Here is a 13225-nt window from a genome sequence, read left to right as displayed (position 1 = left end):
GAGGTCCGGCGCCGCGCGCATCCCCGGAGGACCCCATGACCCGTTTCCTGGTGGCGCCGCAGTGGCAGGGCTCTCCCTCCTCACGCGCGATGCGCCTCATCGACGGCGCCGAAGCGCTCGCCGGCGATCTGCCGCGGTCCGCCGTGACCCGCATCGACGTCCCGGCCGAGGCCGGGGAATCCCTCGGCTCTGGCATTCGGCGCTTCAGCACGCTCGGCCGGGTGCGCGATGCGATCGCCGCCGCACTCGCGGAGCGTGACGAGCGACCCCTCGTCATCGGCGGCGACTGCGCCGTGGCGGTGCCCGCGATCGCGCACGCCGCGTCGCGGCATCCGTCTCTCGCCGTCGTCTGGTTCGACGCCCACGGCGACCTGCACACCGTCGACTCCTCCCCCTCGGGCGCGCTCGCGGGTATGGCGCTGCGGGCCGTATCCACGCCCGGTCCGTTCGTCGACCGCACGCTCGTGCCGGCGGAGCGGATCATGGTGGTCGGAGCGCGCTCATTGGACGACGCGGAGGCCGACCATCTCGCCACGAGCGGAGTCCGCACCCTCTCGGCCGACACCGTCACAGCCGACCCCGCCGCTCTGGCCGAGGCGATCGCCGCGACGGGTGCGGAGGCGGTCTTCGTCCACGTCGACCTCGACGTCCTCGATCCGTCGGCGATCTCCGGCGTGCTGGAGCCGGTCCCGTTCGGGCTCGATCCCGGTGCCCTCACCGCCGCGGTCCACCGCCTCCGCGAGCGCGTCCCCCTCGTGGGAGCGTCGATCGCCGGATTCGCCCCCGCGTCGTCCGACGACGCCGTCGAGGACCTCGGAACGATCCTCCGCATCGTCGGAGCCCTCGCATGAGCGCAGCCCCGCCACGGGGGTGGGAGGAGCGCGCCGAGCAGGCCCTCGCCCGCGGACGCCGATTCGACCGCTGGATCCCGCCGTTCCTGCTCGACTCGCCCGTGAGCCTGCTCGGGTACGCGGCGGGCACCGCGTTCGGGTGGGTCTGGGGCATGGTGTGGTCGACGGGGCGGGTGGAGCGCCGCGGCGGCCTCCTGGTGTTCCGTGGCATGCCGGCGGCGACGTTCGGACGAGGCGGCGTATGCGTCGGCGGCTGCTTCCTCACCGGGGACGGTCGGATCGACGATCGGCTGCTCCGGCACGAGGCCGTCCACAAGCAGCAGTGGCGTCGGTACGGCTTCCTGATGCCCGTGCTGTACCTGCTCGCCGGCCGGAATCCGCTCACCAACCGCTTCGAGATCGAGGCGGGACTGGCCGACGGGCGCTACGTGCCGCGCTCCTGAGCCGCTCAGCCCACGAGTGCGCGCCGCAGCGCGGTGACGTCATCGTCGGTGAGCCCATGGGCTCGCAGGTAGTCGACCGGGCCGCCGTAGCGGACCCGCAGGTCGTCGAACACCCGCACCATGGCGGCGGCGGGCGAGCGCGTCGCGAGGTCTTCGAGGTGACGCGCACGCGGGTAGGTCCTGCGGAGGAACGCCAGCACGCGCCGGTTCCTCTCGGCGGGGAGCTCACCCTCGGTGCGGGCGTAGTCCGCGATGATCGCATCCTCGCGGACGCCAGCGGCGGCCAGCAGCAGGGCAACACTCACGCCGGTGCGGTCTTTGCCGACCGTGCAGTGCACGAGGACCGGCTGCGTCTCCGCGACGGCGCGGGCGACCTCGACCAGGCGCGCGGCGGAGCCGTCGATCAGCGCGCGATACAGGTCGTCGAGCGAGAGGTCGTCGTCGAAGAACGACGCCGCCGATCCCGCGAACATCGGCACGCGCACCGTCTCGACGTCGGATCCCGTCAGCTGCGAGGGCTCCCAGCGGATCTCGTCGTCGTCGCGCAGATCGACGATGCGTCGGATGCCGCGTGCGCGCAGCTCCGCGCGACCGGCATCCGTCAGATGAGCCAGATTCCCCGAGCGGTACAGGACGCCGTGCCGGGTGCTCCCCTGCCCAGCCGGGAGTCCGCCGACGTCACGGAAGTTCAGCGCGCCAGGGACCTCGAGCGCACTCACGCCCGATCCCGCCGCGGCGGGACGGGGTACTTCCCGGCGATCGTGATCCGGTTGAACGCGTTGATCGACACCAGCAGCCAGCTCAGCGCGACGTACTCCTGCTCGCTGAGGATGCCGCCCACCCGGTCGTAGACCTCGTCGGGGATGCCGTCGTCGTGGATGAACACGTAGTGCTCGGCAAGTTCGAGGGCCGCCCGCTCCCGCTCCGTGAAGATGCCGGAATCACGCCACACCGCGATCTGCCCCACGTCGTCGACAGTGAGACCGGCGCGCACACCACGGTCGGTGTGCACCCGCACGCAGTAGGCGCAGCCGTTGAGCTGCGAGGCGTGGATGAGGGCGATCTCCTTCATCCGGTCGTCGATCCCCGCGTCGGCGGCGAGCGCGCCGACCGTCGTCGCGAACGCGTCGAGGGCGTCGTAGGCCGGACGCGCCGCGCGGGAGAGGTGGACGCGGTGTTCATCCGTCATGACGCCACACTACCGACGCGCGTCCGGCGGGACGCGGCATCCGTCACAATGGGCCGGTGACCGACGCGACCGATGAGTTCTCGTTCCTTCCCGCCCAGGCGGACGCCGCGGGGGTCGTCCCGCCGGCGGTGCGCCGGCTCTCGTTCGCCCTCCCGGACGGGCGGACGCTCAGCGCGCTGCAGTACGGAGCGCCGGGCGCGGACGTCTTCGCCGCGCCGGTCGTGACCTTCCTCCACGGCGCCGGCCTGAACGCGCACACGTGGGACACGACGGTGATCGACCTCGGCCTGCCGGCGCTCGTGCTCGACCTGCCCGGTCACGGCGACTCCTCCTGGCGGGCGGATGCCGCCTATTCCGGCGCCACGATCGCCGCCGACGTCGCACCGGCGATCGCCGCGTGGACGACGGCTCCGCAGGTGCTCGTCGGCCACTCGCTCGGAGGACTCAGCGCCGCCGCCCTGGCCGCGACGCATCCGGAGCTCGTCGCGGCGCTCGTCGTGGTGGACATCTCCCCCGGCATCGACCCGAACGGCGGAGCGGCGCAGATCCGCGCGTTCTTCGCCGGTCCCAAAGACTGGGCGTCGCGCGAGGAGCTGCTCGAGCGCGCACTGTCGTTCGGGCTGGGAGGCTCCCGCGAGTCCGCGGAGCGCGGCGTCTTCCTCAACTCCCGCGTCCGTGCCGACGGCCGGGTCGAGTGGAAGCACCATTTCGCGCACCTCGCGAATGCCCTCGCCGGCGACCCCGCCGCGGCCGCAGCGCTCGACGCCGGGCAGCGCGAAGGCGCCGCAGTCCTGTCCGCAGCCGGCTGGGACGATCTCGCCCGGGTGACGGCGCCGGTGACCCTCATCCGCGGCACGCGGGGCTTCCTCACGGAGGCAGACCGGGACGAGTTCGCGGCCCGCGTCCCCGGTGCGCGGGTCTTCGAGATCGGCGCCGGCCACAACATCCACGAGGAGCTTCCCGCCGACCTCGCACGACTCATCGCCGACGTCGCCCGGGACGTCCGTGACGGCGCGTGACCGAAGCATCGGCGCGGGACTCTAGGCTGTAACCCGCACCCGAGCATGGGGCGCCGGCAGCAACGACGCCCCACGTCCTCGTGAAAGGATCCCCCCACATGTTCCGCCGCACCGCTTTGGCCGCCACGGCACTCCTCGCCGCCGGCGCACTGGCCCTCTCCGCCTGCACCGCCTCGAGCCCCGGCCCCTCCGAATCAGCCGGCGAGCCCGACCCCGCGGCATCCGTCGCCATCCGCCTCGTCCTCGAGCCGGGCAACCTCGACATCCGCGAGACCGCGGGCGCCGCGCTCGATCAGATCCTGATCGACAACGTCTACCAGGGTCTTGTGTCGCGGACGGCCGATCAGGAGATCGTCCCCGCCCTCGCGAGCGACTACGAGGTCTCGCCCGACGGTCTCACCTACTCCTTCACCGTCCGCGAAGGCGTCACCTTCCACGACGGCCAGGAGCTGACCCCCGACGACGTCGTGTGGTCGCTGACCCAGGTGCGCGACAACGAGGCGTACCGGGACTCCGCGCGCCTCGCGAAGGTGGCCGACATCGCCGCCGACGGCCAGACGGTCACCCTCACGCTGAGCGAGCCCGATTCGACGCTGCTGTGGAGCCTCACCGGCCGCGCGGGCCTCATCCTCAAGCAGGATGACGAGATCGACCGCCAGACCGCGACCAACGGCACCGGCCCGTTCGTGCTCAGCGATTGGAAGCAGGGCGACAGCATCACCTTCGAGCGCAACGAGCAGTACTGGGGTGCGCCCGCCGGAGTCGCGGAGGTCGTCTTCTCGTACGTCGGCGAGAACCAGGCAGCTCTCAGCGGCGCTCTGGCAGGAGACTTCGACGTGTTGACCGGCTTCGACGCGAACCTCAAGGAGCAGGTCGAGGCGAACGGCGACTTCGCACTGGTCCTCGGCGACTCCACCGACAAGGGGACGCTCGCCTTCAACACGACCGACGGCCCCCTCGCCGACGTGAAGGTGCGTCAGGCGATCCGTCAGGCGATCGACAAGCAGTCGATCGTCGACGCCCTCGGCGCGGGGAAGACGCAGTACGGCCCGATCCCCTCGCTCGACCCCGGGTTCGAGGACCTCGCCGACGTCGCGCCGTTCGATCCCGAAGCCGCACGTGCGTTGCTCGCCGAGGCCGACGCCGAGGATCTCGACCTGACCCTGACGATCCCGTCGGCCTACGGCACGACGGTCTCGCAGATCCTGGTGTCGAATCTCCGCGACGTGGGAATCACCCTCACCGTGAACCCGGTGGAGTTCCCGGCGTGGCTCAATGACGTGTACATCAACCAGGACTACGAGCTGAGCTTCGTCCTGCACACCGAGGCGCGCGACTTCGAGAATTGGGCGAACCCCGCGTACTACTTCACCTACGACAACCCCGAGGTCCAGGACCTGTACGCGCAGGCGGTCGCCTCGACCGATGAGGCCGAGGCTGCGGCGCTGCTCACCGAGGCCGCCCGCCTCGTGTCCGAGGACCACGCCGCCGACTGGCTCTACAACGGCGCGTCCGTGCTGGCCGTCTCGACGGCGGTGACGGGGATGCCGTCGACGAACGTCAACGAGCGCCTCAACCTCGCCGAGCTGGCCAAGAGCGAGGGGTGATCCGCTACGCGCTGACCCGACTGGCCCTGCTCCTGCTGGGCCTGTTCGTCGCCAGTGCGCTGATCTTCACGACGCTGCGGGTGCTGCCCGGCGACGTCGCCCAACTGATCGCGGGGGTGAACTCCTCCGCGGCGCAGGTGGCGGCCATCCGGGAACGCCTCGGCCTCGACCAGTCGCTCCCGGTGCAATACGGCACCTGGATCCTCGGCGTCCTCCGCGGCGACCTCGGCACCTCGCAGCTCACCGGCACGCCGGTGATCGACGAGATCGTCGAAAAGGCCCAGGTCACCATCCCGCTGGGGCTGCTCTCGCTGACGATCGCCCTGCTGATCGCGGTGCCGTTCGGTGTCGTCGCCGCCGTCCGCCGCCACCGCGTGGACGGGTCGATCGTCTCGTTCGGCGCCCAGGCGCTGGCCGCCGTCCCGGTCGTCTGGGCGGGCATGATGCTCGTGGTCGTGTTCGCCGTCTGGCTCGGCTGGCTGCCCGCGCAGGGCTTTCCGCGCGCGGGGTGGGACGATCCGGCGGCCGCGCTGCGGGCGCTCATCCTCCCTGCGCTGACGATCGGCGTGGTCGAGGGCGCGGTCCTGTTGCGCTTCGTCCGCTCCGCCACCCTGCAGGCCCTGGGCCAGGACTTCGTCCGCACCGGCGCTGCGAAGGGCCTCACGAAGACGCAATCGCTGATACGGCACGGCCTCCCCTCGGTCGGCCTGTCGGTCATCACCGTGATCGGACTCCAGGTCGCCGGCATCATCGTCGGCGCCGTTGTGATCGAACAGCTCTTCAGCCTCCCCGGCATCGGGCGGATGCTCGTGGCCGACACCGGCAACCGCGACCTCGTGAAGGTCCAGAGCGAGCTGCTCGTGCTGACCGGGTTCGTGCTGATCGTCGGTTTCCTCGTCGATCTGCTCCACCGCGTCATCGATCCCCGCCAGCGGGAGGGGGACGGATGATCCGCTCGGGGTGGGCCGGTCGCCTGTGGGCGTCGTGGCCGGGTCGTTTCGGCGCGATCGTGGTCCTCGCGATCGTCGCGATCGCGGTCGTCTCGCTGTTCTGGACCCCGTTCGACCCGCTGCGTGTCGACATCGCGAACCGGTGGGCCGGGCCGGGGGCCGATCACCTGCTGGGGACCGACGGCTCGGGTCGGGACATCCTGAGCCTTCTGATGGCCGGGTCGCGCACGACGCTCTGGGTGGCGGCGGGCGCCGGGGCGATCGCGACGATCACCGGTCTCGCCCTCGCCGCGCTCGGCGCTCTGGCCGTCCGCGCCGTGCGCGAGGCGGTGGCCGTGATCGTCGACATCCTCATCGCGTTCCCCGTGCTCCTGCTGGCGATGATGATCTCCGCCGTCTGGGGCGGGTCACTGCTCGTCGTCGTCGTCTCGGTCGGCATCGGCTTCGGCGTGAACATCGCACGCGTCACCCGTCCGGAGCTCCGGCGCGTGCTGCACAGCGACTTCGTGCTCGCCGGACGCGCGAGCGGACTGACGCCGTGGCAGAACCTGTGGCGCCATCTGCTTCCCAACGTCGCGCCCGTCTTCATCGTCCAGCTCTCCTGGGGAATGGCCGTCGCCGTCCTCGCCGAGGCGGGGCTGTCGTACCTCGGCTTCGGGGCGACGGTCACCGAGCCCTCGTGGGGCCTGCTGCTGGCAGAGCTCCAGCAGTACATCACCGTGCACCCGGGATCGGTCGTCTGGCCGGGTCTGGCCATCACCCTCACGGTGCTGGGCTTCAATCTTTTGGGCGACGGTCTCCGGGACGCCACCGATCCGACGCTCTCCCGGCGGGGAGGGTCGCACCGCGCCGCCACCATGCACACCCCGGCGGTGACGGCATGAGCCTGGACGTCCGTGGCCTCACCATCGACATCGCGGGTCGACGGGTCGTCGACGACGTGTCCTTCGTCGTCGATCCCGGCGCGCGGATGGGGCTCATCGGCGAGTCCGGGTCGGGAAAGTCCCTCACCTCCCTCGCGCTGCTTGGTCTCCTCCCCGACGGCGCGACGGTCTCGGGCAGCGTCCGGTGGGAGGGACGCGAGATCCTCGGGATGCCGGAGCGCCGGCTGGCCGGCATCCGCGGCGACGAGATCGGGATGGTCTTCCAGGAGCCGCAGACCGCGCTCAACCCGATCCGCACCGTCGGTCGGCAGATCGCCGAGTCGATCCGCATCCACCAGCGAGGCGTCTCGCGGCGCGACGCGTGGGCGCGGGCCATCGAAGAAGCGCGCCGCGTGCGCCTGCCCGATCCGGAGCGCCTCGTCCGTCGCTACCCGCACCAGCTCTCCGGAGGGCAGCGTCAGCGCGTGGCGATCGCGATGGCTCTCGCCTGCCGCCCCCGCCTCTTGATCGCGGATGAGCCGACGACGGCCCTCGACGTGACGATCCAGGCCGAGATCCTCGACCTGCTGGCTCAGCTCGTCGACGACGACGGCATGTCGCTCGTCTTCATCACGCACGACCTCGCGGTCCTCTCGCAGGTCGCGGACGATGCGGTCGTCCTCGACGGCGGCCGGGTCGTCGAGCGAGGCCTGCTCGCGACCCTCCTGACGTCTCCGACCTCGCCCGTGACCCAGGGCCTCCTCCGCGACGCGACCGCCACGCTGTGGAAACCGGGGGGAACCCGATGACCGATCTCGTCACCGCACGTGGGCTCACCCGCCGGCATCCCCTGCCGCGGACCGCGCTGTTCGCGCGACGGACCTTCGCCACGGCACTGGAGGACGCCGATGTGGACGTGCGCGCCGGTTCGGCCCTCGGGGTGATCGGAGAGTCCGGCTCCGGCAAATCGACCCTCGTGCGGCTGCTGCTGGGACTCGACGTACCGACATCGGGGACGGTCCGTTTCGACGGGCGGGATGTGGATGCCGCGGCATCCGCCACGTCGTTGCACTGGCTCCGGCGCGAGACGGGCATCGTCTTCCAGGATCCCTATGCGTCGCTCGACCCGCGGATGAGCGTCGGCCGCATCGTCGGCGAGCCGCTGTGGGCACTGGGCGTGGACGTGGACCGGCGCGCACGGGTCCGGCAGGTGCTGGATGACGTGGGACTCCCCTCCGACAGCGCGGACCGCTATCCGCACGAGTTCTCGGGCGGCCAGCGACAGCGCATCGCACTCGCCCGGGCGCTCGTCCACCGTCCGCGGCTTCTCGTGGGCGACGAACCGCTGTCCGCGCTGGATGTGACCGTGCGGGCGCAGATCCTCGATCTGATCCGGGAGCTCCGTGCGCGCGACGGCCTGACCCTCGTCATGGTCTCGCACGACATCGGCGTCGTGCAGAGCCTGTGCGACGACGTGATCGTGATGAAGGACGGCAGGGTCGTCGAGGAGGGGCCGACCGAGAAGGTGCTGCTCCAGCCGCAGGTCGCCTACACCCGCCGCCTGCTGGCCTCGATCCCGGTGATCGATCCGCGGCGCTGACCGCGCCGGTGTCGCCGGTCGGGGCTAGCGTGGGGCCATGCACGCGATCGTCCCTCCCTACCTGCTCGCCCGACTCGCGGCAGCTCCCGTCGATCGCTTCCCCGCCGCTGTCGCCGCCGCACGCGCGACCCTCGCCCTGCCGCGGGCGTATCGACCGATGCCGGCGCACATTGACCTCTCCGTCGACGGTGACGCCCTCGTCCTCGCCGCCAGTCCCGACCCCGACCGACGGATCTCCGATGCCATGGGCCGGGAGGAGCTCCCCGGCGTCCTGGTCCGCAGCGAGGGTGGGGCGCCGACCGGCGACACCGCCGTCGATGAGGCGTACGACGGCCTCGGTGCCACCTTCGACTTCCTGTGGCAGGCCTTCGAGCGGATCGGATTGGATGCCGCGGGCGGGCCGCTGAACGCCTCCGTGCACTACGGTCGCGACTACGACAACGCCTTCTGGGACGGAAGCCGCATGGTCTTCGGCGACGGGGACGGAGAGATCTTCTCCGGCTTCACGCAATCGGTCAGCGTGATCGCCCACGAGCTCGGACACGGTGTCATCGAGCACGCCGGCGGCCTGGACTACTCGGGGCAGTCCGGCGCCCTCAACGAGTCGATCGCCGACGTCATCGGTGCTTTGACCGAGCAGCACCTGCGCGGCCAGTCCGCAGCGGAGGCGACGTGGCTCATCGGCGCCGGCATCTTCACCGACGCGGTCAGCGGTTCCGCGCTGCGGTCGATGGCCGCACCCGGCACCGCCTACGACGACGACGTGCTGGGCCGCGACCCGCAACCGGCCCACATGCGCGACTACGTCGAGACCTCCGGTGACAACGGCGGCGTGCACATCAACTCCGGCATCCCGAACAAGGCCTTCCACCTGGTCGCGCTCGCACTCGGCGGCTTCGCGTGGGAGCGCGCGGGGACGATCTGGTACCGGACCCTCACCTCCGGCACGCTCTCCCCCGCGTCGAGCTTCGCCGAGTTCGCCGCCGCGACGATCGACACCGCCGGGCGGGAGTACGGTGAGGAGTCGGAGGAGGCCGCCGCCGTGCGCACCGCGTGGCAGGGCGTCGGAGTCACGGGAGATGTCGCCAACAGCTGAGCACCTGACGATCCTCGTCGTGCGCACCGGAGGCTTCGCGGGGCTCCGACGGGCCTGGCGGGTCAGCGCGGCCGGCAGCGAGGCCACCGAATGGTTCGACCTCGTCTCGGCGTGCCCCTGGGAGGCGGAGCGACCATCCGGCGAGGCGCCGGGCGCCGACCAGTTCACGTGGGAGATCACCGCCGCGGATGATGTACGCAGCGGCGAGGCGGCGATTGCCGGCGCTCCGGTTCGGGGCGACGCGGTGCCCGGCGAGCGACGCGCGGTCCTCGCCGACGCGGAAGCCGGTGGCGCGTGGCGCGATCTCATCGACGCCGTCCGGGACCGTGGCGAACCCTGCGCCGCCGACGCGCCCTGACCGGGCGCTGTCAGCGCGAGCGCAGTCGGGACAGGAGCGACGGCCGTTTGACCGGCGTCAGGTGCTTCTGCAGGTAGACCGTGCCGAGGGTGCGCCCGAACTTGTACCCGACCTTGCCCATTCGTCCCACCTCGACGAAGCCGAGCTTCTCGTGGAGCGCGACCGACGCTTCGGCGCCTTTGTCGCTGATCACGGCGACCATCTCGCGGATGCCGCGTTCCTCGCACGCCGCGATGAGGGCTTCCAGCAGCGCCCTGCCGAGCCCCTTCCCCGCGGCGGCCTGACCGAGATAGATGGAGTTCTCGACGGTGTAGCGGTACCCGCTCTTGCCCCCGGTCCACGGCGAGACGAGGCCGTAGCCGAGCACCTGGCCTGCCGGCGAGACCGCCACGAGGAAAGGCAGTCCGAGCTTCGACAGGTGATCGAACTTCTCCACCCATCGACGATGCGTCCAGCGCTTCTCGTCGAACGTGACGACCGAATTGGTCACGTAGTAGTTGTAGATCTCGCGGACGTCCGCCATGTCGGTGCGGACGGCAGGCCTCAGCTCGAAGGCGAAAGGACGCTCCGGCTCGGGCCGCGAGCGCAGATGCCGGGGAAGACGACGCCGGTCGCGGTCGTACTCGTCCTCCAACATGCGGCCAGCATACGGGTCAGGGTGCGACCCGCCAGTCGACGGGTTCCGTCCCCTGGTCCGCCAACAGCTCGTTCGCGCGGGAGAAGGGTCTCGACCCGAAGAAGCCACGCCGCGCCGACAGCGGCGACGGGTGGGCGGACTCGACGATCGGCGTGTCCCCCAGCAGCGGCCGGAGATTCGCGGCATCCCGGCCCCAGAGGATCGCGACCAGCGGCGAGCGCCGCGCGACGAGCGTGCGGATCGCGTGCTCGGTGACCTTCTCCCACCCCCACCCGCGATGCGAGCCGGCGAGCCCAGGGCTGACCGTGAGCACCCGGTTCAGGAGCATGACCCCCTGGTCGCTCCACGCCGAGAGGTCGCCGTGCTCCGCGCGCGGGATGCCGAGATCGGACTCGAGCTCGGCGTAGATGTTCGCGAGACTCCGAGGCAGGGGGCGCACGTGCCGCTCCACGGCGAACGACAGACCGATGGGGTGACCCGGCGTGGGGTAGGGATCCTGCCCCACGATGAGGACTTTGACATGTCCCAGCGGACGGGAGAACGCGCGGAGGACGTGGTCTCCGGCGGGGAGGTACCCGCCCTCGGCCGCACGCAGGCGGTCCCCGAGAGCGGCGATGTCGTCCGCGACGGGGGCGAGGGCGTCCGCCCACGCGGCATCCATGAGCCCGGAGGCCGCCAGGTCGGCGAGACTCTTCGCCATCAGGCGCTCGCAGGCAGGCCGGCGTCCTCCTGCGCGACGGTTCCCTGGAACGACCACGGGAAGTTGATCCAGAGATCGGTCTCGCGCCAGGAGTAGTCGGGGGTCGCCACCGAGCCGGGCTTCGTGTAGATGCAGACGGAGCGGACGTCGGCACCGGCATCTTCGAGCATGCGGACCGCGAGCGCGAGCGTGCGGCCGCTGTCGGCGACGTCGTCGACGAGGAGCACGCGCTTCCCTGGCAGGTAGCCCAGGTCCAGGTCGGGCGGGAGGAGTTCGGGTGCGTCGAGGACCGTGCCGATGCCGGTGTAGAACTCGACATTCAGCGCACCGCAGCTCTTGACGCCGAGTCCGTACGCGATCGCACCGGCGGGCAGGAGTCCGCCGCGGGCGATCGCGACGACGACATCGGGCGCGAACCCGTCGGCGACGATCGATCGCGCCAGGTCACGGGTCGCCAGGCCGAAGCCGTCCCAGGTCAGCGTCTCTCGCTCGGTCACCGGCATCCTTTCGTCGGAGATCTCCAGGATAGGCCGCGCGGGACTCGCGATTTCGGTCGCTGAGCGAGGACGCGCAGCGACCGAGACGAAACGCCCAGCGAATCGCGGATGCCACGGCGCCAAAGTTGCGCGATCTGGACGCTCGAAGATGAATGTTCTCTCATGTTGATCTGGGGTTGAGAGGGTCGATTCGGCCCGCTCAATGTCGGAACCCCTCGCCACAATGGAGGTATGACCAGCCCCGCAGAGACTCCCGGATCGGACGCTTTCATGGCGTCTCTTGCCGGGCTCGCGCACGGGCTCGAAGGGCTGGCTCAGGATGCCACTGCCGTGCAGATCCGCGAAGTCCGGCTGCTCGCTGCAGCGGCCGCCCTGGCCGAGCAAACGGCGGCGGGCTCACCCGCTCGGGTCCGTGAGCAGGACATGGTGCTGCGGTCGATCGCGGCGGAGCTCGGCGCGATCATGCGGGTCGCGGACAGGACGATGCAGCGCCGGATCGACGAGGCCCGCACGATCGTGGAGGACTACCCCACCGCCCTCGAGGCGTGGGAAGCCGGGCGCATCGTGCGCGCGCACGTGCTGACGATCGTCGCCGCGGGGAGTGTGCTGCCGCCCGACCTGCGGGGCGTGTTCGCGGACGCCGCAATCCCGAAGTGCGAACGCGACACCCCCAACCGGGTCCGCCCGACCCTCGAGATGCTCGCGCAGCACCTGCACCCCCGGTCGTTCCAGGAACGCCACGAGGAAGCCGCCGCCGGGCGGTGCGTGCGGATCGTGCCCACCTCAGACGGGATGAGCGAGCTGATCGCGAAGATGCCCACCGCCCTCGCGGAAGGCATCCACGACCGGCTCACCCGGATGGGGCGGGCGATCGTCGACACCCGTGGCGAACGCGCCGCGGGTGTAGACGCCGAAATCGTCGCCACTGACGCGCGCACCATGGAGCAGGTCCGCGCAGACCTCCTCGCCGACCTCCTCCTCGCAGGAACCCCTGCCCTCGACGACACCAGCGGAACCACCGCCGGGCCGCTCGGAAAGATCCGAGCCCGCATCCAGGTCGTCATCCCCGCCCACGCACTCGCCGGCGACGACCACGATCCTGCGACCTGGTGGGTCGTTCACCGATCGACCCCGCCACCGCCCGCGTCCTCGCCGGCGGGAACACGCAATGGGAGCGACTCGTCACCCATCCCGTCACCGGCTCGGTACTCGCAGTCGACTCGTACCGGGTCCCGGAGAAGATGCGCCGCTACCTGCAGGCCCGCGACCAACACTGCAGGTTCCCGGGATGCCGGCAAGCCGCGATACGCTGCGAAATCGACCACAACGTGGATCACGCGCTCGGCGGGAAGACCCACACCTGCAACCTTTGCCACCTGTGCCAGCGACATCACTCGATGAAGCAATTCACGAGC

16 protein-coding genes are annotated in these 13225 nt (G+C 71.1%); 11 read left to right on the top strand and 5 right to left on the bottom strand.

The genetic code is table 11. From position 1 onward, the window contains the following. The first annotated feature begins 35 nt into the window (after positions 1-35). Together BKA24_RS05670 and BKA24_RS05665 are read left to right on the top strand one after the other, a co-directional pair. Positions 36-851 (top strand): arginase family protein, encoded by an 816-nt coding sequence (locus tag BKA24_RS05670; protein WP_184216011.1) that lies wholly within the window; start codon positions 36-38, stop codon positions 849-851. Beyond that, positions 848-1294, top strand: coding sequence for a Fe-S oxidoreductase (locus BKA24_RS05665; protein WP_184216010.1), 447 nt, complete (start codon positions 848-850; stop codon positions 1292-1294). Before BKA24_RS05670 ends, BKA24_RS05665 begins: the two co-directional genes overlap by 4 nt. 5 nt (positions 1295-1299) lie before the next feature. Here the strand turns inward: BKA24_RS05665 and BKA24_RS05660 are convergent, their stop codons facing one another. After that, positions 1300-2013 carry a tyrosine-protein phosphatase gene (locus BKA24_RS05660; protein ID WP_184216008.1) on the bottom strand — a complete coding sequence of 238 codons (714 nt, stop codon included), beginning with the start codon at positions 2011-2013 and terminating at the stop codon, positions 1300-1302. Then, complete coding sequence (locus BKA24_RS05655; protein WP_184216006.1) at positions 2010-2483, bottom strand: carboxymuconolactone decarboxylase family protein; 474 nt, start codon at positions 2481-2483, stop codon at positions 2010-2012. Before BKA24_RS05655 ends, BKA24_RS05660 begins: the two co-directional genes overlap by 4 nt. A 56-nt stretch (positions 2484-2539) precedes the next feature. On the opposite strand from BKA24_RS05655, the gene BKA24_RS05650 reads away from it, so the two are divergent. The 8 genes from BKA24_RS05650 (at position 2540) to BKA24_RS05615 (ending at position 9976) form a co-directional block, all read left to right on the top strand. Further along, positions 2540-3502, top strand: coding sequence for an alpha/beta fold hydrolase (locus BKA24_RS05650; RefSeq protein WP_184216004.1), 963 nt, complete (start codon positions 2540-2542; stop codon positions 3500-3502). A gap of 98 nt (positions 3503-3600) precedes the next feature. Further along, positions 3601-5109 carry an ABC transporter substrate-binding protein gene (locus BKA24_RS05645; protein WP_184216002.1) on the top strand — a complete coding sequence of 503 codons (1509 nt, stop codon included), beginning with the start codon at positions 3601-3603 and terminating at the stop codon, positions 5107-5109. Beyond that, entirely contained in the window at positions 5106-6059 is a 954-nt protein-coding gene (locus BKA24_RS05640; protein WP_184216000.1) for an ABC transporter permease subunit, read from the top strand. The genes BKA24_RS05645 and BKA24_RS05640 overlap by 4 nt, the downstream gene beginning before the upstream one ends. Further along, complete coding sequence (locus BKA24_RS05635; protein WP_184215998.1) at positions 6056-6943, top strand: ABC transporter permease; 888 nt, start codon at positions 6056-6058, stop codon at positions 6941-6943. The genes BKA24_RS05640 and BKA24_RS05635 overlap by 4 nt, the downstream gene beginning before the upstream one ends. Next, positions 6940-7731, top strand: a complete 792-nt coding sequence (locus BKA24_RS05630) for an ATP-binding cassette domain-containing protein (RefSeq protein ID WP_184215995.1) — start codon at positions 6940-6942, stop codon at positions 7729-7731. The genes BKA24_RS05635 and BKA24_RS05630 overlap by 4 nt, the downstream gene beginning before the upstream one ends. Continuing rightward, positions 7728-8522, top strand: a complete 795-nt coding sequence (locus BKA24_RS05625) for an ABC transporter ATP-binding protein (protein ID WP_184215993.1) — start codon at positions 7728-7730, stop codon at positions 8520-8522. Before BKA24_RS05630 ends, BKA24_RS05625 begins: the two co-directional genes overlap by 4 nt. Positions 8523-8559: 37 nt before the next feature. Further along, entirely contained in the window at positions 8560-9618 is a 1059-nt protein-coding gene (locus tag BKA24_RS05620) for a M4 family metallopeptidase (protein WP_184215991.1), read from the top strand. After that, on the top strand, positions 9602-9976 hold the full coding sequence (locus BKA24_RS05615) for a protealysin inhibitor emfourin (RefSeq protein ID WP_184215989.1): 375 nt from the start codon (positions 9602-9604) through the stop codon (positions 9974-9976). Before BKA24_RS05620 ends, BKA24_RS05615 begins: the two co-directional genes overlap by 17 nt. A 10-nt stretch (positions 9977-9986) precedes the next feature. On the opposite strand, the gene BKA24_RS05610 is transcribed toward BKA24_RS05615, so the two are convergent. From BKA24_RS05610 to BKA24_RS05600, 3 genes are read right to left on the bottom strand one after another with little or no spacing between them, the layout of a single operon-like run. Beyond that, positions 9987-10613 (bottom strand): GNAT family N-acetyltransferase, encoded by a 627-nt coding sequence (locus tag BKA24_RS05610; protein ID WP_184215987.1) that lies wholly within the window; start codon positions 10611-10613, stop codon positions 9987-9989. Positions 10614-10629: 16 nt separating this feature from the next. Continuing rightward, complete coding sequence (locus BKA24_RS05605; protein ID WP_184215985.1) at positions 10630-11313, bottom strand: uracil-DNA glycosylase; 684 nt, start codon at positions 11311-11313, stop codon at positions 10630-10632. Continuing rightward, positions 11313-11816 (bottom strand): phosphoribosyltransferase, encoded by a 504-nt coding sequence (locus tag BKA24_RS05600; RefSeq protein ID WP_184215983.1) that lies wholly within the window; start codon positions 11814-11816, stop codon positions 11313-11315. Before BKA24_RS05600 ends, BKA24_RS05605 begins: the two co-directional genes overlap by 1 nt. A 225-nt stretch (positions 11817-12041) precedes the next feature. On the opposite strand from BKA24_RS05600, the gene BKA24_RS05595 reads away from it, so the two are divergent. After that, positions 12042-13211 carry a DUF222 domain-containing protein gene (locus BKA24_RS05595; RefSeq protein WP_425488705.1) on the top strand — a complete coding sequence of 390 codons (1170 nt, stop codon included), beginning with the start codon at positions 12042-12044 and terminating at the stop codon, positions 13209-13211. The last annotated feature ends 14 nt before the right edge of the window (positions 13212-13225 follow it).

This window comes from Microbacterium marinum (assembly GCF_014204835.1).
In the GTDB taxonomy this organism is placed as follows: Bacteria; Actinomycetota; Actinomycetes; order Actinomycetales; family Microbacteriaceae; genus Microbacterium; species Microbacterium marinum.
The sequence above is the reverse complement of the archived record's forward strand: the minus strand, read 5'-3'. Positions and strand labels throughout refer to the sequence as shown.

Coding starts and splice junctions, on each gene's coding strand:
- BKA24_RS05670 (WP_184216011.1), top strand. CDS start 36: ATGACCCGTTTCCTGGTGGCGCCGCAGTGGCAGGGCTCTCCCTCCTCA.
- BKA24_RS05665 (WP_184216010.1), top strand. CDS start 848: ATGAGCGCAGCCCCGCCACGGGGGTGGGAGGAGCGCGCCGAGCAGGCC.
- BKA24_RS05655 (WP_184216006.1), bottom strand. CDS start 2,483: ATGACGGATGAACACCGCGTCCACCTCTCCCGCGCGGCGCGTCCGGCC.
- BKA24_RS05645 (WP_184216002.1), top strand. CDS start 3,601: ATGTTCCGCCGCACCGCTTTGGCCGCCACGGCACTCCTCGCCGCCGGC.
- BKA24_RS05635 (WP_184215998.1), top strand. CDS start 6,056: ATGATCCGCTCGGGGTGGGCCGGTCGCCTGTGGGCGTCGTGGCCGGGT.
- BKA24_RS05630 (WP_184215995.1), top strand. CDS start 6,940: ATGAGCCTGGACGTCCGTGGCCTCACCATCGACATCGCGGGTCGACGG.
- BKA24_RS05625 (WP_184215993.1), top strand. CDS start 7,728: ATGACCGATCTCGTCACCGCACGTGGGCTCACCCGCCGGCATCCCCTG.
- BKA24_RS05620 (WP_184215991.1), top strand. CDS start 8,560: ATGCACGCGATCGTCCCTCCCTACCTGCTCGCCCGACTCGCGGCAGCT.
- BKA24_RS05615 (WP_184215989.1), top strand. CDS start 9,602: ATGTCGCCAACAGCTGAGCACCTGACGATCCTCGTCGTGCGCACCGGA.
- BKA24_RS05610 (WP_184215987.1), bottom strand. CDS start 10,613: ATGTTGGAGGACGAGTACGACCGCGACCGGCGTCGTCTTCCCCGGCAT.
- BKA24_RS05605 (WP_184215985.1), bottom strand. CDS start 11,313: ATGGCGAAGAGTCTCGCCGACCTGGCGGCCTCCGGGCTCATGGATGCC.
- BKA24_RS05600 (WP_184215983.1), bottom strand. CDS start 11,816: ATGCCGGTGACCGAGCGAGAGACGCTGACCTGGGACGGCTTCGGCCTG.
- BKA24_RS05595 (WP_425488705.1), top strand. CDS start 12,042: ATGACCAGCCCCGCAGAGACTCCCGGATCGGACGCTTTCATGGCGTCT.